Below are 23616 nucleotides of genomic sequence, written 5' to 3' on the forward strand. Positions count from 1 at the left end.
AGGAGAAAATAATGGCATTTGAAAATTTAACAGAACGTTTGCAGAACGTCTTTAAAAACCTACGTAAAAAAGGAAAAATTACAGAGAGCGATATCCAAGAAGCAACCAAAGAAATTCGTCTGGCTCTTTTAGAGGCTGACGTTGCTCTGCCAGTTGTTAAGGACTTTATCAAGAAGGTTCGTGAACGTGCGATCGGGCATGAAGTCATTGATACCCTTAATCCAGCTCAACAAATCATCAAGATTGTTAATGAAGAATTGACGGAAATTCTTGGTTCAGACACAGCTGAGATTATCAAGTCACCAAAAATCCCAACCATTATCATGATGGTTGGTTTGCAGGGGGCTGGTAAAACAACTTTTGCAGGTAAACTTGCTAACAAACTTAAAAAGGAAGAGGATGCTCGTCCTTTGATGATTGCAGCCGATATCTATCGTCCTGCTGCTATTGACCAGTTGAAAACACTGGGACAACAAATTGATGTTCCCGTCTTTGCTCTTGGTACAGAAGTTCCTGCAGTTGAGATTGTTCGCCAAGGTTTGGAGCAAGCCAAAGCCAACCATAACGACTATGTCTTGATTGATACGGCCGGTCGTTTGCAAATTGACGAACTTCTCATGAATGAGCTTCGTGACGTTAAAGCCCTCGCTCAACCAAATGAAATCCTGCTTGTCGTTGATGCCATGATTGGTCAGGAAGCGGCCAATGTTGCGCGTGAGTTCAATGCTCAGTTAGAAGTCACTGGGGTGATCCTTACCAAGATTGATGGGGATACTCGTGGTGGTGCGGCTCTCTCTGTTCGTCACATTACTGGAAAACCAATCAAGTTCACTGGTACAGGTGAAAAGATTACGGACATTGAGACCTTCCACCCAGACCGTATGTCTAGCCGTATCCTTGGCATGGGGGATATGCTCACTCTGATTGAGAAAGCATCTCAAGAATACGATGAGCAAAAAGCCCTTGAAATGGCTGAGAAGATGCGTGAGAACACCTTTGATTTTAATGATTTCATCGATCAATTAGATCAGGTGCAAAACATGGGGCCTATGGAAGACTTGCTCAAGATGATTCCAGGTATGGCCAACAATCCAGCCCTTCAAAATATGAAGGTAGATGAAAAACAAATTGCTCGCAAACGTGCCATCGTCTCTTCTATGACTCCTGAAGAACGTGAAAACCCAGACTTGCTTACTCCAAGTCGCCGCCGTCGTATCGCTGCCGGTTCTGGTAATACCTTTATCGAGGTCAACAAGTTCATCAAGGACTTCAACCAAGCTAAACAACTCATGCAAGGTGTCATGTCTGGTGACATGAACAAGATGATGAAACAGATGGGCATCAACCCTAACAACCTTCCTAAAAATATGCCTGGTGGTATGGATATGTCAGCCCTTGAAGGTATGATGGGACAAGGTGGAATGCCTGACTTATCAGCTCTTGGTGGAGCAGGAATGCCAGATATGAGCCAAATGTTTGGTGGAGGTCTCAAGGGCAAAATCGGGGAATTTGCTATGAAACAATCCATGAAACGCATGGCCAATAAAATGAAAAAAGCTAAGAAAAAACGCAAATAAAAGGGACTCGCTTGAGTCCTTTTTTAGTTATTTCGAAGTTTTTCCAAAGTCTCTTTAAAGATTTCTGGAATATCAGCAGTAAATTCCATAGTTTCACCGGTTCTTGGATGGGTAAATCCAAGAGTCTTGGCATGAAGAAATTGCCCATGTCCTTTCAAGGTTTTACGAGGGCCATAAACCTCATCACCAGCTACAGGATGGCCGATATAAGCCATGTGCACACGGATTTGATGAGTTCGTCCTGTTTCCAGTTGCAACTCTAATAAAGAATAGTCACCGAAACGTTCCAAGACTTGGAAACGTGTCACTGCTGGTTTGCCTTTTGCAGTCACAGCTTGCTTCTTACGGTCTTTTTCACTACGACCAATCGGTGCCTCAATGACTCCACGGTCATTGGGAAGATTACCATGAACGATGGCCCAATATTTCCGAAGAGACTTTTTGTCCTTCAATTCTTGAGCTAGTGCTAAATGGGCATCATCGTTTTTAGCAATCATCAAGAGTCCAGATGTATCTTTATCAATACGATGGACAATCCCTGGACGCAACACACCGTTGATTCCAGAGAGATCCTTGATATGATACATAAGGGCGTTCACCAAGGTACCACTGGTATGACCAGCACTTGGATGAACAACCATTCCTTGAGGTTTATTGACTACTGCTACATCCTCATCTTGATAAATGATTTCTAGAGGAATATCTTCAGCTACATACTCCAAAACTTCTGGTTCTGGCACCTGATAAGTAACGACATCGCCCTCTTGGACCGTATACTTGGCTTTTTTGACCTGACCATTGACCAAGACTTGGCCTGATTTGATTTGTTCATTGGCGAGGCTACGGGACAATTCTGTCAAATCTGACAAAGCCTTGTCTAAGCGTAGTCCGCCTCTTTCAATTTTAATTTCCATTCATTTCCTCTTTTAGCATTGCAAGCAATAAAATAATCACTCCGACCGTCAGATAGCTATCCGCCACATTGAAAATTGCAAAATTAATAAAGTCAAGGTGGAACATATCCACAACAAAGCCCTGACTGATCCTGTCAATAAAGTTTCCAAGACCACCTGCAATGATTAATGTCAAGCCCAAGACCATCCAGAATGAGTCCTCCATGTGTTTATGGAGATACCAAATGGCACCTACCACGACGACCAGGGTAATGACAGCGAATAACAACTGCTGATCTTGTAAGATAGAAAAGGCTGCCCCTCTATTTTGCAGATAGGTTAAACTAACCAGATTAGGGATCCATGATTTAATTTCACCAAGAGCAATATTCTGAACGACATAAGCCTTTACCAATTGATCTAACACGATTAAGGCTGCTATGATTCCTGCTACTATTCCTCTTTTTTTCATGACTTCCTCTTCTGATCAAAATATTCTTGCATGACTTCTACAAATAGATTACCAGCTTGACTCAAGTCTACCTCTTCACGTTTGACATAAACCATGCGATTATTGAGATTATCATTTAGCGGAATAACGGTGATCCCGTTCACACTATCGCTATCTAAGAATCCAGATCCAGTCGCATAAGCATTAGTTCTTTCAAGAATTCCATTTAAAGTAGCGCGGTCTGTTACGTTAAACATCTGAGAACTGGCACTTGTATCCACAAAGTTTTCTGAGTAATAGAGATATTCATCTTTTTCCTGCGTGAATCGAACTGTTGGTAAATCAGCCAAATCCTCCATAACCAACTCTTTTTTCTTGGCTAAAGGATGCCCTTCACGCAGATAGATATGGGTTTGGAAAGGAATCAACTCAATCACTTCAAGTCCTAACTTTTCAACCCGTTGCATGATTCCCTTTTGGTTTTGATTGTTGAGATAAATAATCCCAATCTCACTATGTCCTTGAGCTACTTCATCCAAAATCTGAACAGTTGTTGATTCAAAAATACGGAAATTCTTATAGTCAGGATATTGTTGCGAAAAAGCTGTAATGGTTGGTGGCAAGAAATCATAGTGCTGGCTGGCTATTGAAAACTCATCTTTCTCCTCTTCAGGATTGGCATACTGATTTTGGAAAACATCAAATCCTTTAACCAATTCTTGTGCCTTTTCATAAAATTCCATCCCACGACGTGTAAGAAAAGTTCCTGAACTGGTTCTGCGGAAAATCTTGAAGCCAAGCTCTTTTTCCAAGTCTCTTACAGAAATAGATAGACTCGGCTGGCTAACGTACATCTTCTCAGCTGCTTCACGAAAAGTACCACTATTAGCAATAGCTACAACGTAGCGTAATTGTTGAATATTCATGATTTCTCCTTCGATTTCTATCTTATCATTATACCATAAATCAAGCCTATCCAACAAAGGAAAATCATGAGACAGATACTTCTTATCAGAGCAAACAAAAAACACCTTTCAAGTTAGATGCAAATTCTAACCAAAAGGTGTCGTTATTAAGATTATTTAGCTGCTGCGTAGAGTTCGTCTACTTTATTCCAGTTGATAACTGAGAAGAAAGCTTTGATGTAGTCAGGACGAACGTTACGGTATTTCACGTAGTAAGCATGTTCCCAAACATCCAAGCCCAAGATTGGTTTTTTACCTTCTGAGATTGGTGTGTCTTGGTTTGCTGTTGAAGTCACTTCAAGCTTACCTTCTTTGTTAACAACCAACCATGCCCATCCAGAACCAAAACGAGTTGTTGCTGCTGCAGTGAAGGCTGCTTGGAATTCTTCGAATGAACCGAAAGTTTCATCGATTGCTGCTGCAAGTTCTGCTGAAGGAGCTGTTTTTTCAGGAGTCATCAATTCCCAGAAAAGAGCGTGGTTCAAGTGTCCACCACCGTTGTTGATAAGCGCTTGACGGATATCAGCTGGGATAGATTCTACATCAGCAAGCAAAGCTTCAAGGTCTTCACCGATTTCAGGGTGTTTTTCAAGAGCTGCATTTGCATTGTTAACGTAAGTTTGGTGGTGTTTGTCATGGTGCAAGTGCATTGTTTCAGCATCGATGTATGGTTCCAATGCATCGTAAGCGTATGGAAGATCTGGTAAGATAATAGCCATCTGTAATACCTCTTTTTCTTTCTATATAAAGATGATAACGCAATCATCCTATTTTTTCAAGTTATTTGCTCAATTTGACTGGCTAGCAATCTGCAATAGGGCCTTCTCAAACAGGTAACCTTTCTCATAAACTCCTGTCTTAATTTGGTAATCAGCTTGGATGAGATGACGAATAGAATTCTGGAGAAAATCAAGGGATAGTCTTCGAGAATCACGAAGAGCAAATTTGATTTGATAGGGATTAGGATTGCGACCCAGATAGTGCCCTAAACTGCTGACCATCTGGGCCTCTGTTTGACCTGACTCTGCCAAAATCTTGACTTGTGTATAGAGTCTGAACTGCCCCAGCATAATAGCAATCAGTTTAATCTCGTCTTCACCCTGCAAAGTCAAATCTTTCACTAAATCACGTGCCTGATCAATCTTCTTAGTCAATATTAACTGAGTTAAATCAAAGATATTATCCTGCAAAGTCTTTGGTATGGCTTCAACAATGTCTTCTTCGGTAATCCGGTCATCATCCTTATAAGACTGTAAGAAGAGTAGGTTTTTCTGAATTTCACTGAATTGAAAACCTGATTTGATAAGTAACTGTTCGAAGGATTTTCCATCAAAGGAAAGTCCTTGTTCCTGAGACCACTTTTGAAAATAAGCTCGCATCTCTTGCTCTTTTGGTTCAAGGGCTTCAAAAATCTTGGCATCCCTCTTGAGTAATTTGACTAAACGTCTCTTACTATCCAGCTTCCCTTCAGCAAAAATAACTAATTTACTCGTCGGAGATGGATTTTCCAAATATTCTTCAAAAGCCTTAAGCTCGTCATCAGATAGATAGCGTTTTTTAGCTGTTGTTATATCGAGAAAATGATCTAAAATAACAATTTTTTCATCCGCAAAGAAAGGAAGACTGACCAGCTCTAGTTCCAAGCTTTTGTAGTCTACTTCTTTCATATCAAAATAAGCAAAATTCAAATCTGCAGGATCGTAGCCGATTTGCTTTAGAACCTGAGTTTTCATGACTTCATACTGTCCTTGATCAGCCCCTGTAAACAGGGTCAAACTAGGTAAATTTGATAGGGATAGCTTTCGGCTTTCTTCTATTGCTAGCATCATTTCTCCTTTCTTTTTAGTTTCGCTTTTATTTAATCAATATAATTCAATTTACCACGGAAATCTTCAAGGCTTTCATAACCTTTTTCCTTCATAATTTCTTTGAGTTCGTTTGTAATGCGATCAAAAGCACCTACACCTTCTTTATGCAGGGTAGTTCCTACCTGCACCATGCTGGCACCACATAGGATATGTTCAAAGGCATCACGTCCTGTTAATACTCCACCTGTTCCGATGATTTGAATTTCTGGATTCAAGCGTTGATAAAAGGCATGGACATTAGCAAGGGCTGTTGGTTTGATGTATTCTCCACCGATTCCACCAAAGCCATTCTTGGGACGAATCACGACTGACTCATCTTCTATATAAAGACCATTTCCAATAGAGTTGACACAATTGACAAACTTGAGCGGATATTTGTTAAAGATCGCTGCAGCCTGGTCAAAATGAACAATATCAAAATAAGGTGGAAGCTTAATTCCTAATGGTTTTGTAAAATACTCAAAGACTTCTGACAAGATACGGTCTGTAGTTTCAAAGTCATAGGCAATCTGAGGTTTACCAGGAACATTTGGACATGAGAGATTGAGTTCAGTTAGACCACGAAAATCACTCTCTTGAACCTTTTTCAAGATGGTATGAGTTTCCTCTGGAGACATTCCAACTAAAGAGAGAAAGAAAGTACGATTTGGTTCCTTTTCTTGTAATTCCAGAAGATAATCAAGGTAATAATCTAAACCATTATTTGGGAGCCCCATTGAGTTGATAGAACCGAGTGGAACATCTTGATAGCGTGGTTCAGGATTCCCCTGACGAAACTCCAAGGTTGCTGTCTTGGTGACAAAGGTTCCTGCTGCTGAGTTTTTAACTCCTTCCAACTCCTCTATGGTCATGCAAGCTACACCAGCTGCATTCATCAAGCAATTGTCAAACTTAAAACCAGCAATCTGTGTTTTAGTTGATACCATGATTCTGTTCCTCCAGATTCCTTTTTATGTCTATTATTATACCATACTTTGACTTTTGCTTTTCAATAAAACCATTTCCATAGAAAAGGTTCGTTTTTTAGCATGTTTTGAATCAGTCATTTTAAATTGAACGAATTTTTAGAAAATTTATGTTTTTTTCTTTACACTGAAAAATTTTTCTGCTATAATGTCTCATGTAATAAAATATGACAACAAAAAGGAGAACGATATGACATCTGCTAAAGAATATATCCAAAGCGTGTTTGAAACTGTAAAAGCTCGTAACGGGCATGAGGCTGAATTTCTCCAGGCGGTTGAAGAATTCTTCAGCACTTTGGAGCCTGTCTTTGAAAAACACCCTGAGTATATTGAAGAAAATATCTTGGCACGTATCACAGAACCTGAGCGCGTGATTTCTTTCCGTGTTCCTTGGGTTGACCGTGATGGAAAAGTTCAAGTTAACCGTGGTTACCGTGTTCAATTCAACTCAGCTGTTGGACCATATAAAGGCGGACTTCGTTTCCACCCAACTGTAAACCAAGGGATCTTGAAATTCCTCGGATTCGAACAAATCTTTAAAAACGTTTTGACTGGACTTCCAATCGGTGGTGGTAAAGGTGGATCAGACTTCGATCCTAAAGGCAAAACTGATGCTGAAGTGATGCGCTTCTGCCAAAGCTTCATGACTGAATTGCAAAAATACATCGGACCATCTCTTGACGTACCTGCTGGTGATATCGGTGTTGGTGGACGTGAGATTGGTTACCTTTACGGACAATACAAACGCCTCAACCAATTTGATGCTGGTGTCTTGACTGGTAAACCTCTTGGTTTTGGTGGTAGCTTGATCCGTCCAGAAGCAACTGGTTACGGTTTGGTTTACTACACTGAAGAAATGCTTAAAGCTAACGACAACAGCTTTGCTGGTAAGAAAGTTGTGATTTCAGGTTCTGGTAACGTAGCTCAATACGCTCTTCAAAAAGCAACTGAACTTGGTGCAACTGTTATCTCTGTATCTGACTCAAATGGTTATGTCATTGATGAAAATGGTATCGACTTTGACCTTCTTACAGATGTTAAGGAAAAACGTCGTGCTCGTTTGACTGAGTACGCTGCAGAAAAACCAACTGCTACTTACTACGAAGGTTCTGTATGGACTTACACTGGAAACTACGATATCGCTCTTCCATGTGCGACTCAAAACGAGATCAACGGTGAAGCTGCGAAACGCTTGGTTGCTCAAGGAGTTATCTGTGTATCTGAAGGTGCTAACATGCCTAGCGACCTTAAAGCTATCAAAGTCTACAAGGAAAATGGAATCCTTTATGGACCTGCCAAAGCTGCCAATGCTGGTGGGGTAGCTGTATCAGCTCTTGAAATGAGCCAAAACAGCCTTCGCCTTTCATGGACACGTGAAGAAGTTGACGGTCGCTTGAAAGACATCATGACTAACATCTTTAACACAGCTAAAACAACTGCAGAAACTTACGGTCTTGGTACTGACTACCTTGCAGGTGCAAACATTGCAGCCTTTGAAAACGTAGCAAACGCTATGATTGCCCAAGGTATTGTTTAATTCCTAGTAACTATATAACTCCTCACATCTCCTGTGAGGAGTTTTTTCTTATATATTAAAAAAGACCTATCCGAGTGGATAGATCTTTATTTTCTTACAATTTACCTGCTACTGCATCCAACAAGTCTTGGATCTTGGCTTGGTTGCTTCCTCCTGCCATGGCCATGTCTGGTTTACCACCACCACGTCCATCAACGATTGGAGCTAATTCTTTGATCACATTACCTGCATGTACCTCTTTTGTCTTGCTGGCTACAAGGACATTCACCTTGTCACCGATTGCTGCGACAAGAACAAGCACATCAGAGTAATCTTTTTGTTTCCAGTTATCCGCAAAGGTACGAAGGGCACCTGCATCTGATACAGAAACTTGACTCGCAATGTAACGGTGCCCGTTTGCTTCTTGAACATTCTTGAAGACATCGCCAGCTGCCGCTGCTGCCGCTTTTTCCTTCAATTCTGCATTTTCTTTTTGTAATTGACGGAGTTGTTCTTGAAGTCCTTCAACTTTATGAGGTACTTCTTTGAGTTGAGGAGCTTTCAAGGTTGCTGCGACTGCTTTCAGTGCATCTTCTTGGTCACGATAAGCTTCAAAGGCTTCCTTACCAGTCACTGCCAAAATACGACGAGTTCCTGATCCAATTCCTTCTTCTTTGACAATCTTGAAGAGACCGATTTCAGAAGTATTGCCAACGTGGGTACCACCACACAGTTCCACTGAGTAGTCTCCAATAGTGACAACACGGACTTCCTTACCATATTTCTCACCAAAGAGGGCCATAGCTCCCATTTCTTTGGCTGTATCAATATCAGTCTCAACAGTTTTTACTGCGATAGCTTCCCAGATTTTTTCATTGACTTGTTGCTCAATAGCACGCAATTCTTCTGCAGTTACTGCTTGGAAATGAGTAAAGTCAAAGCGAAGGAATTCGACTTCGTTAAGAGATCCTGCCTGCGTTGCGTGATTTCCAAGGATATTGTGAAGGGCAGCGTGAAGCAAGTGAGTCGCAGTGTGGTTTTTCATAACACGGTGGCGACGATTAGTATCGATTGCCAAGGTATATTCTTGGTTCAAGGCAAGCGGTGCAAGGACTTCAACAGTGTGAAGAGCTTGTCCGTTTGGTGCTTTTTGAACGTCTGTTACTGTAGCTACGACATTTCCTGCAGCATCCAAGATTTGACCATGGTCCGCAACTTGTCCACCCATTTCAGCGTAGAATGGAGTTTCTGCAAAGATAAGTGACGCAGTTCCTTCTGATACAGCTTCTACTTCGGCATTGTCAGCTACGATAGCCACCAACTTAGAAGACAATTGGCTAGCATTGTAGTTGAAGACACTTTCTACAGTGATGTTTTGAAGGGTTTCGTTTTGCATACCCATAGATCCACCTTTGACAGCAGATGCACGCGCACGTTCTTGTTGTTCCTTCATGGCTGCTTCGAAACCTTCACGGTCTACAGTCATTCCTGCTTCTTCAGCAATTTCTTCTGTCAATTCTACTGGGAATCCGTATGTATCATAGAGTTTAAATACATCTTGACCAGCAATAACAGATTGTCCTTTTTCTTTCAAGTCTGCTACGATGCCTTGGGCAAAGTGTTGACCTGAGTGAAGAGTACGAGCAAATGACTCTTCTTCGCTCTTAACGATTTTTTCGATAAAGTCACGTTTTTCAAGCACTTCTGGGTAGTAGCTTTCCATGATTTTTCCAACAGTTGGAACGAGTTTGTAAAGGAAAGGCTCATTGATACCCAATTTTTGACCATGCATAGAGGCACGACGTAGGAGACGACGAAGGACATAACCACGACCTTCATTTCCAGGAAGGGCACCATCTCCAATCGCGAATGAAAGAGAACGGATATGGTCGGCAATGACCTTGAAGCTCATGTTATCGCCATCTTGGTCGTAAACCTTACCAGATAATTTCTCAACTTCACGGATGATTGGCATGAAGAGGTCAGTTTCAAAGTTTGTCTTAGCACCTTGGATCACTGCTACCAAACGCTCTAAACCAGCGCCCGTATCAATGTTTTTGTGTGGCAATTCTTTGTACTCGCTACGAGGAACAGCAGGGTCTGCGTTAAATTGTGACAATACGATATTCCAGATTTCGATATAACGGTCGTTTTCGATATCTTCTGCAAGAAGACGAAGACCGATATTTTCTGGGTCAAAGGCTTCTCCACGGTCGAAGAAGATTTCTGTATCAGGTCCAGAAGGTCCCGCACCGATTTCCCAGAAGTTGTCTTCGATTGGGATCAAATGACTTGGATCTACTCCCACTTCAATCCAGCGGTTGTATGAATCCTTGTCATCTGGATAATAAGTCATGTAAAGTTTGTCTTTAGGGAAGTCAAACCACTCAGGACTTGTCAAAAGCTCATATGCCCATGTAATTGCTTCGTCACGGAAGTAATCCCCGATTGAGAAGTTTCCCAACATTTCAAACATAGTATGGTGACGGGCAGTCTTCCCTACGTTTTCGATATCGTTGGTACGGATGGCTTTTTGGGCATTGGTAATTCGTGGATTTTCAGGGATAATAGTTCCATCAAAGTATTTCTTAAGGGTTGCTACCCCAGAGTTGATCCACAAAAGTGTTGGGTCATTTACTGGAACCAAGCTAACGGATGGTTCTACTGAGTGGCCTTTTGTAGCCCAGAAATCAAGCCACATTTGGCGGACTTGTGCACTGGATAATTGTTTCATATGTATCTCCTTTTTACTAATTTGATTGGCTTTCTAGCATTTCCACATAGTCAATAGCGACACAGAGGGAAATGACTAGGTCTGCATAAGATTCGTCATAGACGGTTACGGTATAGGTAGAGGTTAAATGGAAAAGTTCCTTGGCAATCTCAGCAATCACTTGGTCACGATCATCCAGCAATTTAAAATTCAAATCCCAGACATTTCCTTCGATACGAAGACCGAGATTATCAAACTCATACTTATCTCTGAAGAAAGTCAACTTCTTTCGGATATAAAAATGATCTCCATTACTGAGTTGAATCTCAAAACGAGGTAGGAAAGTTAAGACTTCCTTACTAATCTCACTGACCTGTTCACCAGCAACATCATAGATGGTAAAGGTTTTAGGAATCTTAAAAAAAGAACCTTCAACCTGATAGGCAACATTGCCCAACTCATCCTTGATATCAAAGCGTTCACCACCTAGGCGAAATTTTTGTTTGACAAGAAATCTTCTCATAAGCACCTCCAAAAATAAAAGACAAATCCATATCACGAAGGGCGAAAAACCGCGGTACCACCTTCATTCAATGAACTTGTCATTCTTTCGTTCTTATGCAATTGTTGGATTGAGTAGCATGACTTTCTATCTTAGATGGCTCGCAGCACCGCCAATTCTCTGAACTAAGATGGAGAGAAAATCAATTCTCAACTTTCTTATTATATCGTTTTTTTAAGTCTGCGTCAACTGGAAATAATCCTCATTTAAATAACCAACTCCCTATATCTCTGGTTAATTTTTCAGGATATATTTTTTCTTACTGCCATTTTTCTTTTTATCCCAACTTTTATTCCAAGTTTTCGAATTGCTATACATAAATACGAAAATATTTGCAAATATAAAGTAACCTATCACCAAATGTATGGAATCAGTTGTTAGGTATTGTCGATCCAAGCCATCCTTTAAATGGAATAGTATAATTGTTTCGTTAACAATCAAAAAGGTTGGCCAATAACTTTTTTTGAAAAAAGTAGACATTTTCATGATTTGTTACCGCTTTCTATTATTATAAACTTAGTATACTACTAGGCTATAAAATAAGCAAATAGGATAGTAAAAATATACAGCTATACAACTATTCAAAAAACGAACCAGTTTGACTGATTCGTTCTTTTTGTTTATTCCTACTTACGATACATCTTGAATTGTAGGAAGAGGTCACTATATTTTCCAGTCCATTTATGGTCAAATTTCTCATAAACTTCTAGATGTTTCATAGTATCTGCATCTGGATAAAAGGACTTGTCCTCTTTTGTCTCCTCAGGGAGCATTTCCTTAGCAGCATTATTTGGTGTTGAATAACCGACATACTCTGCGTTCTTAAGAGCATTGTCAGGTTTCAACATAAAGTTAATGAAGGCATAGGCAGCATCCTGGTTTTTGACAGTCTTAGGAATGACCATATTGTCAAACCAGAGATTACTTGCCTCTGTCGGTACGACATAGCGGAGATTTTCATTTTTCTCCAGCATTTGGCTGGCTTCTCCTGAGAAAGTCACACCGATGGCAGCATTGTTCTGAATCATGTAACCCTTCATCTCATCGGCAACGATGGCCTTGATGTTAGGCGTTAGCTTGTAGAGTTTGTCTACTGTTTCCTCCAACTGCTGTGGATCTTTAGAGTTGAGGCTATAGCCTAGTGAGTTAAGACCTAGTCCAAGTACCTCACGCGCTCCATCAAAGAGCATGATGGAGTTTTTATACTCTGGCTTCCAGAGGTCGTCCCAATGTTCAGGCGCTTCTTCCACCATAGTCTCATTGTAGACGATTCCCAAGGTCCCCCAGAAGTATGGGATAGAGTACTGGTTGTTGGGATCAAAGGACTGGTTGAGAAATTCAGAACCGATATTCTCAATGCCCTCAATCTTGCTATAATCCAGTGAAACTAGAAGGTCTTCATCCTTCATCTTGTTTATCATGTACTCACTTGGGATGGCAATATCATAGGTTGTCCCACCCTGCTTGATTTTCGTGTACATGGCTTCGTTGGAGTCAAAGGTCTCATACTGGACTTGGATTCCTGTTTCTTCTGTAAATTTCTCGAGAAGTTCAGGGGCGATATAGTCTCCCCAGTTGTAGATAACCAATTTTTGACTATCACGGCTATTGATTTTACTGTCAAGATGATAAGAAATTCCCCACAAAACAAGGATAATCGCTAGAATTCCTGCTAAAAATGAATAGAGTCGTTTCATGCTTGCTCCTCCTTCTCACGTGAAATGAAGTAATATCCGACAACTAGGATAATACTAAAGAGGAAGACCAAGGCTGAAAGAGCATTGATTTCAAGCGAAATTCCCTTACGAGCTCGAGAGTAGATCTCAACTGAGAGAGTTGAAAAACCATTTCCCGTTACAAAGAAGGTCACAGCAAAGTCATCTAGGGAATAGGTGAAAGCCATAAAGTAACCTGCGATGATAGACGGCGTTAAATAAGGAAGCATAATTTCCTTAAACATTTGGAACTGGCTAGCTCCAAGGTCATAGGCCGCATGAATCATATCTCCATTCATCTCTTTTAATCGAGGCAAGACCATAAGCACTACGATAGGAATGGAGAAGGCCACGTGACTAGACAGAACAGTCAGAAAGCCAAGAGAAAACTTGAGTTGTGTAAAGAGAATCAAGAAGCTGGCACCAATCATAACATCTGGCGCAACCATCAAAATATTATTGAGCGATAAAAAGGCTTCTTGGTATTTTTTGCGTGATTGGTAGATATAGATAGCACCGAAAGTCCCAATAACAGTCGCAATCAAGGCTGATAGGAAGGCTAAGAAAAAGGTCTGAACCAAAATCAGCATGAGTCTCCCATCACCAAACATGGTTTCAAAGTGAGTCCAGCTAAAGCCTGTAAAGCTATTCATATCATCGCCTGCATTAAAGGCATAGCCGATCAAGTAAAAGATTGGCAAATAAAGGACAATAAAGACAAAGGCTAGGTAGAGATTGGCAATTTTTTTCATCGTTCTCTCCTTTCCTTAGTCACCCACATAGTGATAAACATGGTCAGGATAAGAACAACACCGATAGTTGAACCCATACCGTAGTTGTCATTGGTCAGGAAGTTTTGCTCGATAGCAGTCCCCAAAGTAATCACTCGATTCCCACCAATCAAACGAGTCAGCATGAAGAGACTCAAACTTGGGATAAAGACAGATTGAACGCCGCTTCGCACCCCATTCATAGACAGAGGGAAGATGACATGACGGAAGGTTTCCCACTTGGTTGCACCAAGGTCATAGCTGGCATTGATGAGATTGTTATCCATATCATCCAAAACATTGAAGATGGGCAAAATCATAAATGGAAGCTCGATATAGCTTGCGACAAAGATAAATGAGAAGTCCGTAAAGAGCAACTGCTGAGAACCGATCCCAATAAATTCTAGGAATTGGTTGATAGAACCATTTTGACCAAAAATCCCGATAAAGGCATAGGCCTTAAGGAGAAGGTTGATCCAGGTTGGCAAAATGATTAGCATGAGCCATAGTTGACGGTGTTTGAGACGAGTCAAAAAGAGGGCTGTTGGATAACTGATAAGAAGCGTCACTAGAGTCACAATCCCAGCATAGAGAACAGAGTTGAAGCTCATTTTGAGATAGGTCAAATTTTGTGACGCAAAATAGGATTTATAGTTTTCTAAACTGAACTGGCCTTCGATGTTGAAAAAGGATTGTCCAAAAATCAAGACCAAGGGTGCCAATACAAAGAGTGCAATCCAAAGCATGTAGGGCACTACAAAGAGTTTAGAGGTTGTTTTCTTCATCTCTTTCCTCCTCAATAGCGTTAATCAAACCTGCTTCTTGCTCTTCGATTTCTACATATTCCTCAATACGAGCATCGAATTCTTCTTCTGTTTCATTAAGACGCATGATGTGGATGTCTTCTGGTTCAAAGTCCAGACCGATTTCCTCGCCCACAATAGCTTTGCGAGTCGAGTGAATCATCCATTCATTGCCAAGTTCATCATAGGCTATAATCTCATAGTGAACTCCACGAAAGAGCTGAGTATCGACCTTAACTTGGAGCTTGCCTTCTTCTGGAAGTGTTATGCGCAAGTCCTCTGGGCGAATCACAACTTCGACTGGCTCATTTGGCTTCATACCTCCGTCAACAGCTTCAAAGCGTTTGCCATTGAACTCAACCAAGTAGTCCTCAATCATAGTTCCTGGCAAGATGTTTGATTCACCGATGAAGGTTGCAACAAAGTGGTTGATTGGCTCGTCGTAGATGTCAACTGGTGTTCCTGACTGAACAATTTCACCGTCATTCATAACGAAGATCCAGTCACTCATGGCGAGAGCTTCTTCCTGATCGTGAGTAACAAAGACAAAGGTAATACCCAAGCGTTGTTGTAGTTCACGCAGTTCATACTGCATGTCTGTCCGCAACTTCAAGTCAAGTGCTGATAAAGGCTCATCCAAGAGCACCACACGAGGCTGATTGATAATCGCACGCGCAATAGCTACACGCTGACGTTGTCCTCCAGATAACCTACGGATAGAACGCTTTTCATATCCTTCAAGCTGAACCATCTTGAGAACTTCTAATACACGTTTTTCGATTTCTTTTTTATCGACCTTACGTAATCGCAATGGAAAAGCAACATTTTCAAACACATTCATATGTGGGAACAAGGCGTAAGACTGGAAGACCGTATGAACATCACGTTTATTGGTCGGGATGTCATTGATACGGACACCGTCTAGCATGATATCACCAGTTGTTGCATCCAGCAAACCTGCAATGATATTGAGGATGGTTGATTTACCAGATCCTGAGGCACCGAGAAGTGTGTAGAACTTTCCTTCTTCCAACTCAAAGTTAATATCCTTGAGAACCTTGGTGTTGCTATCTTCAAAAACTTTAGAAACGTTTCTGAATTCGATAATTGGTTTTTTCAATTGGCATAAATTCCTTCTTTTTCATAGATTAACAGATCAGGGCTCTGTCAGGCCGCTACTACCTCTTGCAGGGAGTTAGACCACCTGCATATATCTTCGCTACCGATAGGCTTTCACCCCCTTTACATTCTAGTTAGTAGCAGCTAAGCTATTTCTACTATTTACTCATGTTCACCCAAGATACGAACTTCTCGCTCGAGAGTAACACCTGAGTGTTCTTTAACCTTTTCAATGACAGATTCAATCAAGTCTTCATAATCTCTAGCAGTTCCATCAGCAATATTGACCATAAAGCCTGCATGCTTTTCTGAGACTTCGACCCCACCGATACGATAACCTTTCAAGCCTGCTTCTGCAATCAATTGACCTGCAAAATGATCCACTGGACGTTTAAAAACTGATCCACATGAAGGATACTCTAAAGGTTGCTTGAGTTCACGAAGGTGAGTCAAGCGGTCCATCTCCTGTTTGATGACTTGGTGATTACCTGGAGCTAGGGCGAACTTAGCAGAAAGGACTACTGCCCCTGATGCTTGAATAGCTGAATGACGGTAACCAAAGGTCAAGTCTTTAGCAGACAAGGTTTCGATTGCACCTTCCTTAGTCAAGATTTGACAAGACTGGAGAACATGAGCAATCTCACCACCATAAGCGCCAGCATTCATAAAGACAGCACCACCGACGCTTCCTGGAATACCACAAGCAAACTCAAAGCCCGTCAAACTATGACGTAGGGCAATACGAGTGGTTTCAATCAAGTTAGCTCCAGCTTCTGCCTCAATGGTATAACCATCAACCGAAACATTATTGAGCTTGTCACACATGATTACAAAGCCACGAACTCCACCTTCACGGACGATAATGTTACTTGCATTTCCAAGAACCATCCAAGGAATGTTTTCCTGATTGGCAAACTTGACCACACGAGCCATCTCATAGCGATTGCGTGGAAAAACTAAATAATCTGCCTTTCCTCCAACTTTTGTATAAGTATAGGATTTTAAAGGTTCGTCGAAACGAATATCGATTCCTTCTAAGGTTTCTTTTAATTTATCTGATACAGTCATTTTTCTAATCCTTTTATGAAATTCATTCCATTATACCATTTTTAGCGATTTTTTTCGATGATTATGTCACCTTTTACCAGAGACAATACAAAAAAGAGGCTAGGCCTCCTTGATATTACTACTTCTTGTAAAAGATTGATTTTGTTAGGAAAACGAAAGCCAAAACTTCTACTGCTAAGATTCCCTCTACCACCAGAGGATTTGAGATCCAGCCAACTTGAGAAAGGCTCGGTGCCAGATCAAATAAAGCATGCAGACCGTAAGCTGCTACTAGATAAATCCATTTTTTTTGGCGAACAGCTTGGAAAACCCAGAAGGTCAATCCAACTTGAAGAATCAAGGCAAGAATTCTTTCGACTCCCAAAAGATAAATCTGCCAAGCTGCTAAATTATGAATGGTTGCAAGTGTACTCTCAGGTAAGAGTTCCATGATAGCTGGATTTTGCGATTCAACTGCTGAAAATAGGATAAAGAGATTGAGTAAACCAGCAATTCCGATATAAATCATTTCTAGCCCACCATGACCAAGACCATAGGCGAGGGCATCTGAATCTTCCATCTCTCTTTTTTTGTTCAACCATTTGAAAAAGATTAGTCGGGCTGTTTCTTCGAATAAGGCAGCCATACAGATTCCATAAATCACATAGAGAAGGGGATTCTCTGTCATGAGAGTAATAGTTCCATCTCTCTGAGGTCGAAGAACCAGCAAATGAACGATTTTTTCTAAAACCTGTGATGAGGCAAAAAATGCAACTGCACCAAGTCCCAAAACTGCAAAATTAATCTTGTATTTCTTTCTTGCGTACCAAACTGCTGCAATGAGGACGGCAAACAAGGCCAGCATCGTTATTATTACATGAATTTTCATATTCGACTCCTTTTATTCTGACTTATCGATATCTTTTTTCATCTCGTCAACATTAAATTTAGCAAATAGATATTGACGATCCTGAACAGGAAAACGTTGATCCAACTGGTCAACTGCACCCACTTCTACAATACCTTCCTTGATGACAAAGTCCATAACGTGACCACCAAAGGTTAGGTCATCTGAGATAAAGTGTAGATGGTAACCAGCAACACTAACTCCATGGAAAATCTCTGGGGTCCAAAAGCCGACGATGGTTCCTGAAACATTTTCGCGACTATACTCTGGCTGATGTGTTGCTACTTCTGCAAACTTCGTTTCAGAGGTTGACTTAGGAATCATGCGCACATGCATGTTCTTGAAATCACCATGAATCTTGATGGAACGGAAAAGATTCTCTCCATCATAATAGGACTCAATACGTTTTTCAAGTTCCTGATCAGTCATTTCAAAACGCTGGCGGAAAATAACTTCTGCCTGGTGGGGTACAACTGCTGCATAGGGGATCAAGGCATCTGGTGAAACTTCCACAATTTCAGGTTTCTCACCTGAACCCTTGGCCTGATAAGCTTTCCCATCTAAGACAATCAATTCTCCATCGATAGAATCCAGGGTTCCTAATCCTAAATCACCATGTTCAAGCAATTCACCAACTGTCATGGTTCCACCGTAAAGTCCCGCCATCAAGGCTCCCAAAGTATTGTATTGGAATAATTTAACTGGTTCTTGCACCTTCATCATCTCACTCTTCTTTGAAAATTTTACTTACTAAGTATATCACATTTCTGATTAGAATTGAATGCTAGACTGCCTTTTAATACTCAATGAAAATCAAAGAGCAAACTAGGAAACTAGCCGCAGGTTGCTCAAAGCACTGCTTTGAGGTTGTAGATGGAACTGACGTAGTCAGCTCAAAACACTGTTTTGAGGTTGTGGATAGAACTGACGTAGTCAGCTCAAAACACTGTTTTGAGGTTATGGATAGAACTGACGAAGTCAGCTCAAAGCACTGCTTTGAGGTTATGGATAGAACTGACGAAGTCAGCTCAAAACACTGTTTTGAGGTTGTGGATAGAACTGACGAAATCAGCTCAAAGCACTGCTTTGAGGTTGTAGATGGAACTGACGTAGTCAGTATCCTACACATACGGCAAGGCGACGTTGACGCGGTTTGAAGAGATTTTCGAAGAGTATAACATTGCCAAACTTCTAAAAAAAAGGTACAATGTAACAAAATCATGAGAGGTCTGGGATGAAGCAAGAAAGCAAATATGAACAAGTCGTTCACTATCTAAAAAATGAGATAGAATCAGGTAGATTTCCCACTGGAAGTCGCCTACCATCTATCCGAAAACTCAGTCAAGATTTTCACTGTAGCAAAGACACCATACAGCGCGCACTCTTAGAACTCCGATACGAGAAATATATCTACTCCAAACCTCAAAGTGGTTATTATGTATTGGAGCAACAAACCAGTCATGAAGATCTAATTATCTCAGTCAATGATGAACACGCAGCTGCCTATGATGATTTTCGTCTTTGCGTCAATGAGAGCTTGATTGGGCGAGAAAACTATCTCTACAACTACTATGAACACCAAGAAGGCTTAGAAGAATTACGAGAGTCTGTTCAGACTTTGCTCTTTGATCAAGCCATTTATAGTAAGGCAGACCAGTTGGTCATGACGTCTGGAACCCAGCAGGCACTGTTTATTCTTTCTCAGATCGATTTTCCAGGTCAAGCTCAGGAAATACTGGTCGAACAACCGACCTATCATCGAATGAACCAGCTGCTACTAGCTCAAAATCTTCCCTTTCAAACCATTGAACGTCGAGTAGACGGCATCGACTTGAAAGAACTTGAGGAGCATTTTAAAAGTAGAAAGATTAAGTTCTTCTATACCATTCCCCGTTTCCACTATCCTCTGGGGCATTCTTATTCTGAAGAGGAAAAACTTGCTATCCTTGACCTAGCTGCAAAATATCAGATTTATATCGTTGAGGATGACTACCTGGGTGACTTGGATCCTAAAATGGGACAAACCTTTCATTATTTAGACCAACATGATTTGGTCATCTATATCAAGTCCTTTTCTACGAGTCTATTTCCTGCCCTCCGGATTACTGCCCTACTTCTTCCTAATGCGATCAAGGAAGCTTTTGTAACCTATAAAAACATTCTCGACTATGACAACAACCTTATCATGCAAAAGGCTCTATCACTCTATATTGATAGTCAACTCTTTGAAAAAAACAGACTAGCACGATTGGCACTGCAGGAAAAAAGTCAGAAGCACATCCAACAACTCTTGCAAAGCTATCCCATTTCCCTACCGTGCTATCCACTTCATGATGGGCTTTTGCTTGATCTCAGGAACTATCCTAGCATCGCTAGTCTTAAACACAGTCCTCTAGGACTCGACTTTTTCGAATCATCCTACATAGAGTCTTGTCCCTATCACTTTGCAAAAGTTCCTTTAGAAAATATTGAAGAAACACTAAGCTATTTAAAAACAGAGCTGGACTGAAATCCAACTCTGTTATTTTTTATTGTTCTACTTCTGTTAGCTTAGCAGCTTTTTCAAGATAAGTTTGGTAAGTTCCGTCATCTTTCAGTTTTTGGATGACCTTATCAACTACTTCCTTCAAATCTGAGTTACCTTTTTTGATAGCTACGGCATTTGCTTCGCCTTCTTTCATAGTCAAGCTTACTGTAGCTACAGCCAAATCTGAGTTCTTAGCAGCATAGCTTAGAGCAACTGGTTCATCCATATGAACAGCATCAACCTTACCTGATTGAAGCTCATTGACTGCTTCGCCCATGTTTGTCAAAGATGTCAACTGTGCCTTTGGAAGTTGCTCTTTAACCATAGATTCAGGAACAGTTCCTTTCTGAGCTGCAATATTAGCACTTGCTAGAGAGTCCAAATCCTTGTATTTTTCAAGATCTGATTTTCTGATAAGGAAGCTAATTTTATTTTCATAGTAAGGAATTGAGAAATCAAAGACTTCTTGTCTTTCTTCAGTTGCACTGATTCCCGCAATGGCCAAATCAGCCTTACCTGTCTGAAGACTAGTCAAGACATTATCAAAGCTCATGCTTGAAATTTCCAATTTCACTCCAAGTTCATCAGCGATTGCTTGCGCCATGTCAATATCAGCACCTACGACTTGGTTCTTACCATCTACAAGTGCTTGAAACTCAAAGGGAGCATAGTCTGGACTAGTTGTGACCACTAATTTTCCTTTTTGCTTGATGGCCTCCACTGCAGACTGTGAGCTTGAGCTAGATGATTGGCAAGCTACTAAAAAGAAGCTTGCAAGAAAACTACATAAGACAAATATCCATTTTTTAAAATTCATAAATAAACAACCTCTCTGTTAATTTTGTATAATTATAACTCTACAAACTTCGTTTGTCAAGCATATTTTAAATTTTTATGAAAAATTTTCAATTATTCTTTCAAAAAAGGAGCTTTTATTCATTGTTTAGCTCCTTTTTCTGTATATTTAATCAATTTTACAATTCCACAATCTTACCTGTTTCAAAGTAAACAACCCATTCACAGATATTCTTTGCATAGTCACCGATGCGCTCCAAGTAAGAAATGACTTGGAAATAATCACGACCTGTGACGATAGCTTCTGGATGTTTTTTGATTTCTTCTGTAGCAAGGTCTCGAATACTATCAAAGTAATGGTTGATATTCTCATCCATAGTTGCAACTTCGTAGGCTTGATCCACAGAACCATTCAAATAAAGTTCTAAAGCAGCCTCAACAAAGTTTTTTACTTCACGACCCATTTTTTTGATTTCTTCTTCAACTGCAGGGATGCGTTGCTCACCCTTCATACGAATCGTTGCTTTTGCGATAGATACTGCATGGTCTCCCATACGTTCTAGGTCTGAAACAGCTTTTAAAACTGTCAAAACTGTACGTAAGTCTTGTGAAACTGGCTGTTGTAGGGCGATCATTTCAAATGATTTCTTTTCAAGTTTCACTTCGTATTCGTTTACTTCTGCATCTTCCTCAATAACTTCTTTAGCCATGTCACGGTCATGCGTTACAAAAGCACGTACGGTACGATTGATTTGGGAAAGAACTTCTTGTCCCATAGCATAAAACTGATTATGCAATTTCTCTAAATCTTCTTCAAATTGAGATCGTAACATCTTCTCACTCCTTATCCAAATTTACCTGAAATGTAGTCCTCTGTCTCCTTATGTTGAGGATAGAGGAACATTTCCTTGGTATCGTTAAATTCAATCAAATCTCCATTGAGGAAAAATCCTGTCTTATCAGAGATTCGAGATGCTTGCTGCATAGAACGAGTGACCAAGAGCATGGTGTATTTGTCTTTTAGACCATACAAGGTTTCCTCAATCTTACCAGCAGAAATAGGGTCCAAGGCTGAAGTTGGTTCATCCAAAAGGATGATTTTAGGACTAGTCGCCAATACACGTGCTACACAAACACGTTGTTGTTGACCACCTGAAAGACCAATAGCAGAGTCATGCAAACGGTCTTTGACTTCATCCCAGATTGAAGCACGCTGTAAAGCCTTCTCCACTGCTTCATCTAAGACCTGCTTATCCTTTTCTCCATTTATGCGGAGGCCATAAACGACATTTTCATAGATAGACATAGGGAAAGGATTGGGTTGTTGGAATACCATTCCAATTTCCTTACGCAATTCAACTGTATCGGTACGAGGGCTATAGATGTTGTGACCGTTATAAACCACTGATCCAGTTGTCGTCACTTCAGGATTGAGGTCCCCCATTCGGTTAATAGCCTTTAGAAGTGTTGATTTTCCAGATCCAGACGGACCGATAAGGGCCGTAATTTCCTTGGGTTGGAATGATAAGGAAACACTATTCAAGGCCTTCTTTTTATTGTAATAGACTGACAGGTCTGAAACCTGCAAAATCGGTTCTGTCATACTGTTCCCTTTCTAACCAAAATGTCCAGTTACATAGTCATTAGTAGACTGTAGCTTAGCATTTTGGAAAATATTAGCAGTCTTATCATACTCAATTAAGTCACCCAAGTAAAAAAATCCTGTATAATCACTAGCACGCGCAGCCTGTTGCATACTGTGAGTTACGATGATAATGGTAAAGTCCTTCTTCAACTCAAGCATGGTTTCCTCAAGTTGAGCTGTCGCAATCGGATCTAAGGCTGATGCAGGTTCATCCATCAAGAGAATATCTGGTTTTACAGAAATAGCACGGGCAATGCAGAGACGTTGCTGCTGACCACCTGAAAGCATCAAGGCAGACTTATGAAGGTCATCTTTGACCTGATCCCAGAGGGCAGCCTGACGAAGAGAGGTTTCTACAATTTCATCAAGGATTTTCTTGTCCTTAACTCCTGCACGTTCATGTGCAAAGGTGATGTTGCGATAGATTGATTTAGCAAATGGATTTGGACGTTGAAATACCATTCCGATATGTTTACGCATTTCATAAACATTAATTTCTGGACGGTTAACGTCAATACCTCGATAGAGAATCTGTCCTGTAACCTTTGCAATATCAATGGTATCATTCATACGGTTGAGACTGCGTAGGTAGGTTGATTTCCCAGATCCAGACGGACCAATCAGGGCCGTGATTTTATTTTTTTCGAATTGCATATCGACGCCCTTAATGGATTCATTTTTACCGTAGTAAACATGTAAATCCTTAGTAGAGAGGGCCACTTTTTCTTCAGGGAAGGTGATGATATGCTTTTCATCCCAGTTATATTTTGACATGGCT

The 23616-nt window shown here is 40.7% G+C and carries 24 protein-coding genes; 4 read left to right on the forward strand and 20 right to left on the reverse strand.

The window, feature by feature from the left end; translation table 11 throughout:
* The first annotated feature begins 11 nt into the window (after positions 1–11).
* Complete coding sequence (ffh, locus tag QM406_RS05960) at positions 12–1577, forward strand: signal recognition particle protein (protein ID WP_414273705.1); 1566 nt, start codon at positions 12–14, stop codon at positions 1575–1577.
* A gap of 23 nt (positions 1578–1600) precedes the next feature.
* On the opposite strand, the gene QM406_RS05965 is transcribed toward ffh, so the two are convergent.
* The 6 genes from QM406_RS05965 to QM406_RS05990 all read right to left on the reverse strand — a co-directional run bounded on the left by QM406_RS05965 (position 1601) and on the right by QM406_RS05990 (position 6680).
* Positions 1601–2491 carry an RluA family pseudouridine synthase gene (locus QM406_RS05965; protein WP_414273706.1) on the reverse strand — a complete coding sequence of 297 codons (891 nt, stop codon included), beginning with the start codon at positions 2489–2491 and terminating at the stop codon, positions 1601–1603.
* Positions 2481–2942 carry a signal peptidase II gene (gene lspA / locus QM406_RS05970; protein WP_414273707.1) on the reverse strand — a complete coding sequence of 154 codons (462 nt, stop codon included), beginning with the start codon at positions 2940–2942 and terminating at the stop codon, positions 2481–2483. Before lspA ends, QM406_RS05965 begins: the two co-directional genes overlap by 11 nt.
* A complete protein-coding gene (locus tag QM406_RS05975) occupies positions 2939–3847 on the reverse strand; it encodes a LysR family transcriptional regulator (RefSeq protein ID WP_414273708.1) in 909 nt (302 codons plus the stop codon). The genes lspA and QM406_RS05975 overlap by 4 nt, the downstream gene beginning before the upstream one ends.
* A 152-nt stretch (positions 3848–3999) precedes the next feature.
* The gene (sodA, locus tag QM406_RS05980; protein ID WP_006150800.1) at positions 4000–4605 is read right to left on the reverse strand and encodes a superoxide dismutase SodA; all 606 of its coding nucleotides are present in this window, start codon (positions 4603–4605) and stop codon (positions 4000–4002) included.
* Positions 4606–4674: 69 nt separating this feature from the next.
* On the reverse strand, positions 4675–5712 hold the full coding sequence (gene holA / locus QM406_RS05985) for a DNA polymerase III subunit delta (protein ID WP_414273709.1): 1038 nt from the start codon (positions 5710–5712) through the stop codon (positions 4675–4677).
* 32 nt (positions 5713–5744) lie between these two features.
* Complete coding sequence (locus tag QM406_RS05990; protein ID WP_414273710.1) at positions 5745–6680, reverse strand: dihydroorotate oxidase; 936 nt, start codon at positions 6678–6680, stop codon at positions 5745–5747.
* Positions 6681–6909: 229 nt separating this feature from the next.
* Here QM406_RS05990 and gdhA point away from each other — a divergent pair, with 229 nt between their 5' ends.
* Positions 6910–8256, forward strand: a complete 1347-nt coding sequence (gene gdhA, locus QM406_RS05995; protein ID WP_075230690.1) for an NADP-specific glutamate dehydrogenase — start codon at positions 6910–6912, stop codon at positions 8254–8256.
* A 94-nt stretch (positions 8257–8350) separates the two neighbouring features.
* Here gdhA and alaS read toward each other — a convergent pair whose 3' ends face one another.
* The 10 genes from alaS to budA form a co-directional block, all read right to left on the reverse strand.
* Positions 8351–10969: an alanine--tRNA ligase gene (gene alaS / locus QM406_RS06000; RefSeq protein ID WP_414273711.1), complete on the reverse strand. Its 2619-nt coding sequence runs from the start codon at positions 10967–10969 to the stop codon at positions 8351–8353.
* Positions 10970–10985: 16 nt separating this feature from the next.
* Positions 10986–11471, reverse strand: coding sequence for an LURP-one-related/scramblase family protein (locus QM406_RS06005; RefSeq protein WP_060955565.1), 486 nt, complete (start codon positions 11469–11471; stop codon positions 10986–10988).
* Positions 11472–11744: 273 nt separating this feature from the next.
* Positions 11745–11996 (reverse strand): hypothetical protein, encoded by a 252-nt coding sequence (locus tag QM406_RS06010; protein WP_371607640.1) that lies wholly within the window; start codon positions 11994–11996, stop codon positions 11745–11747.
* Positions 11997–12136: 140 nt separating this feature from the next.
* Complete coding sequence (locus QM406_RS06015) at positions 12137–13207, reverse strand: ABC transporter substrate-binding protein (RefSeq protein ID WP_414273712.1); 1071 nt, start codon at positions 13205–13207, stop codon at positions 12137–12139.
* Complete coding sequence (locus QM406_RS06020) at positions 13204–13977, reverse strand: ABC transporter permease (RefSeq protein WP_371560328.1); 774 nt, start codon at positions 13975–13977, stop codon at positions 13204–13206. Before QM406_RS06020 ends, QM406_RS06015 begins: the two co-directional genes overlap by 4 nt.
* Positions 13974–14780 (reverse strand): ABC transporter permease, encoded by an 807-nt coding sequence (locus QM406_RS06025; RefSeq protein ID WP_000754116.1) that lies wholly within the window; start codon positions 14778–14780, stop codon positions 13974–13976. The genes QM406_RS06020 and QM406_RS06025 overlap by 4 nt, the downstream gene beginning before the upstream one ends.
* Positions 14761–15918 carry an ABC transporter ATP-binding protein gene (locus QM406_RS06030; protein WP_049548242.1) on the reverse strand — a complete coding sequence of 386 codons (1158 nt, stop codon included), beginning with the start codon at positions 15916–15918 and terminating at the stop codon, positions 14761–14763. Before QM406_RS06030 ends, QM406_RS06025 begins: the two co-directional genes overlap by 20 nt.
* A 161-nt stretch (positions 15919–16079) precedes the next feature.
* The gene (gene murB, locus QM406_RS06035) at positions 16080–16985 is read right to left on the reverse strand and encodes a UDP-N-acetylmuramate dehydrogenase (RefSeq protein WP_414273713.1); all 906 of its coding nucleotides are present in this window, start codon (positions 16983–16985) and stop codon (positions 16080–16082) included.
* A 118-nt stretch (positions 16986–17103) separates the two neighbouring features.
* A complete protein-coding gene (locus QM406_RS06040; protein ID WP_315639305.1) occupies positions 17104–17853 on the reverse strand; it encodes a YhfC family intramembrane metalloprotease in 750 nt (249 codons plus the stop codon).
* Positions 17854–17865: 12 nt separating this feature from the next.
* Complete coding sequence (budA, locus tag QM406_RS06045; RefSeq protein ID WP_049548245.1) at positions 17866–18594, reverse strand: acetolactate decarboxylase; 729 nt, start codon at positions 18592–18594, stop codon at positions 17866–17868.
* Positions 18595–18830: 236 nt separating this feature from the next.
* On the opposite strand from budA, the gene QM406_RS06050 reads away from it, so the two are divergent.
* Together QM406_RS06050 and QM406_RS06055 are read left to right on the forward strand one after the other, a co-directional pair.
* Positions 18831–19028 carry a hypothetical protein gene (locus QM406_RS06050; protein ID WP_414273714.1) on the forward strand — a complete coding sequence of 66 codons (198 nt, stop codon included), beginning with the start codon at positions 18831–18833 and terminating at the stop codon, positions 19026–19028.
* 77 nt (positions 19029–19105) lie between these two features.
* A complete protein-coding gene (locus QM406_RS06055) occupies positions 19106–20380 on the forward strand; it encodes a PLP-dependent aminotransferase family protein (RefSeq protein ID WP_414273715.1) in 1275 nt (424 codons plus the stop codon).
* Between the two features lie 19 nt (positions 20381–20399).
* On the opposite strand, the gene QM406_RS06060 is transcribed toward QM406_RS06055, so the two are convergent.
* From QM406_RS06060 to pstB (QM406_RS06075), 4 genes are all read right to left on the reverse strand, one after another.
* Complete coding sequence (locus QM406_RS06060; RefSeq protein ID WP_414273716.1) at positions 20400–21215, reverse strand: ABC transporter substrate-binding protein; 816 nt, start codon at positions 21213–21215, stop codon at positions 20400–20402.
* Positions 21216–21372: 157 nt separating this feature from the next.
* Positions 21373–22026 carry a phosphate signaling complex protein PhoU gene (phoU, locus tag QM406_RS06065; protein WP_371560306.1) on the reverse strand — a complete coding sequence of 218 codons (654 nt, stop codon included), beginning with the start codon at positions 22024–22026 and terminating at the stop codon, positions 21373–21375.
* Between the two features lie 11 nt (positions 22027–22037).
* Positions 22038–22796, reverse strand: a complete 759-nt coding sequence (gene pstB, locus QM406_RS06070) for a phosphate ABC transporter ATP-binding protein PstB (RefSeq protein ID WP_223338828.1) — start codon at positions 22794–22796, stop codon at positions 22038–22040.
* Between the two features lie 12 nt (positions 22797–22808).
* The gene (gene pstB, locus QM406_RS06075; RefSeq protein ID WP_371607633.1) at positions 22809–23612 is read right to left on the reverse strand and encodes a phosphate ABC transporter ATP-binding protein PstB; all 804 of its coding nucleotides are present in this window, start codon (positions 23610–23612) and stop codon (positions 22809–22811) included.
* Positions 23613–23616 lie beyond the last annotated feature (4 nt).

Origin of the sequence: Streptococcus infantis (assembly GCF_047465035.1) — a bacterium.
Classification (GTDB): domain Bacteria; phylum Bacillota; class Bacilli; order Lactobacillales; family Streptococcaceae; genus Streptococcus; species Streptococcus infantis_T.

Coding starts and splice junctions, on each gene's coding strand:
- murB (WP_414273713.1), bottom strand. CDS start 16,985: ATGACTGTATCAGATAAATTAAAAGAAACCTTAGAAGGAATCGATATT.
- holA (WP_414273709.1), bottom strand. CDS start 5,712: ATGCTAGCAATAGAAGAAAGCCGAAAGCTATCCCTATCAAATTTACCT.
- pstB (WP_223338828.1), bottom strand. CDS start 22,796: ATGACAGAACCGATTTTGCAGGTTTCAGACCTGTCAGTCTATTACAAT.
- lspA (WP_414273707.1), bottom strand. CDS start 2,942: ATGAAAAAAAGAGGAATAGTAGCAGGAATCATAGCAGCCTTAATCGTG.
- QM406_RS06040 (WP_315639305.1), bottom strand. CDS start 17,853: ATGAAAATTCATGTAATAATAACGATGCTGGCCTTGTTTGCCGTCCTC.
- QM406_RS06060 (WP_414273716.1), bottom strand. CDS start 21,215: ATGAATTTTAAAAAATGGATATTTGTCTTATGTAGTTTTCTTGCAAGC.
- QM406_RS06050 (WP_414273714.1), top strand. CDS start 18,831: ATGGATAGAACTGACGAAGTCAGCTCAAAGCACTGCTTTGAGGTTATG.
- QM406_RS06055 (WP_414273715.1), top strand. CDS start 19,106: ATGAAGCAAGAAAGCAAATATGAACAAGTCGTTCACTATCTAAAAAAT.
- QM406_RS06015 (WP_414273712.1), bottom strand. CDS start 13,207: ATGAAACGACTCTATTCATTTTTAGCAGGAATTCTAGCGATTATCCTT.
- pstB (WP_371607633.1), bottom strand. CDS start 23,612: ATGTCAAAATATAACTGGGATGAAAAGCATATCATCACCTTCCCTGAA.
- ffh (WP_414273705.1), top strand. CDS start 12: ATGGCATTTGAAAATTTAACAGAACGTTTGCAGAACGTCTTTAAAAAC.
- QM406_RS05990 (WP_414273710.1), bottom strand. CDS start 6,680: ATGGTATCAACTAAAACACAGATTGCTGGTTTTAAGTTTGACAATTGC.
- QM406_RS05965 (WP_414273706.1), bottom strand. CDS start 2,491: ATGGAAATTAAAATTGAAAGAGGCGGACTACGCTTAGACAAGGCTTTG.
- budA (WP_049548245.1), bottom strand. CDS start 18,594: ATGATGAAGGTGCAAGAACCAGTTAAATTATTCCAATACAATACTTTG.
- alaS (WP_414273711.1), bottom strand. CDS start 10,969: ATGAAACAATTATCCAGTGCACAAGTCCGCCAAATGTGGCTTGATTTC.
- QM406_RS06005 (WP_060955565.1), bottom strand. CDS start 11,471: ATGAGAAGATTTCTTGTCAAACAAAAATTTCGCCTAGGTGGTGAACGC.
- phoU (WP_371560306.1), bottom strand. CDS start 22,026: ATGTTACGATCTCAATTTGAAGAAGATTTAGAGAAATTGCATAATCAG.
- QM406_RS06020 (WP_371560328.1), bottom strand. CDS start 13,977: ATGAAAAAAATTGCCAATCTCTACCTAGCCTTTGTCTTTATTGTCCTT.
- sodA (WP_006150800.1), bottom strand. CDS start 4,605: ATGGCTATTATCTTACCAGATCTTCCATACGCTTACGATGCATTGGAA.
- gdhA (WP_075230690.1), top strand. CDS start 6,910: ATGACATCTGCTAAAGAATATATCCAAAGCGTGTTTGAAACTGTAAAA.
- QM406_RS06025 (WP_000754116.1), bottom strand. CDS start 14,780: ATGAAGAAAACAACCTCTAAACTCTTTGTAGTGCCCTACATGCTTTGG.
- QM406_RS05975 (WP_414273708.1), bottom strand. CDS start 3,847: ATGAATATTCAACAATTACGCTACGTTGTAGCTATTGCTAATAGTGGT.
- QM406_RS06010 (WP_371607640.1), bottom strand. CDS start 11,996: ATGAAAATGTCTACTTTTTTCAAAAAAAGTTATTGGCCAACCTTTTTG.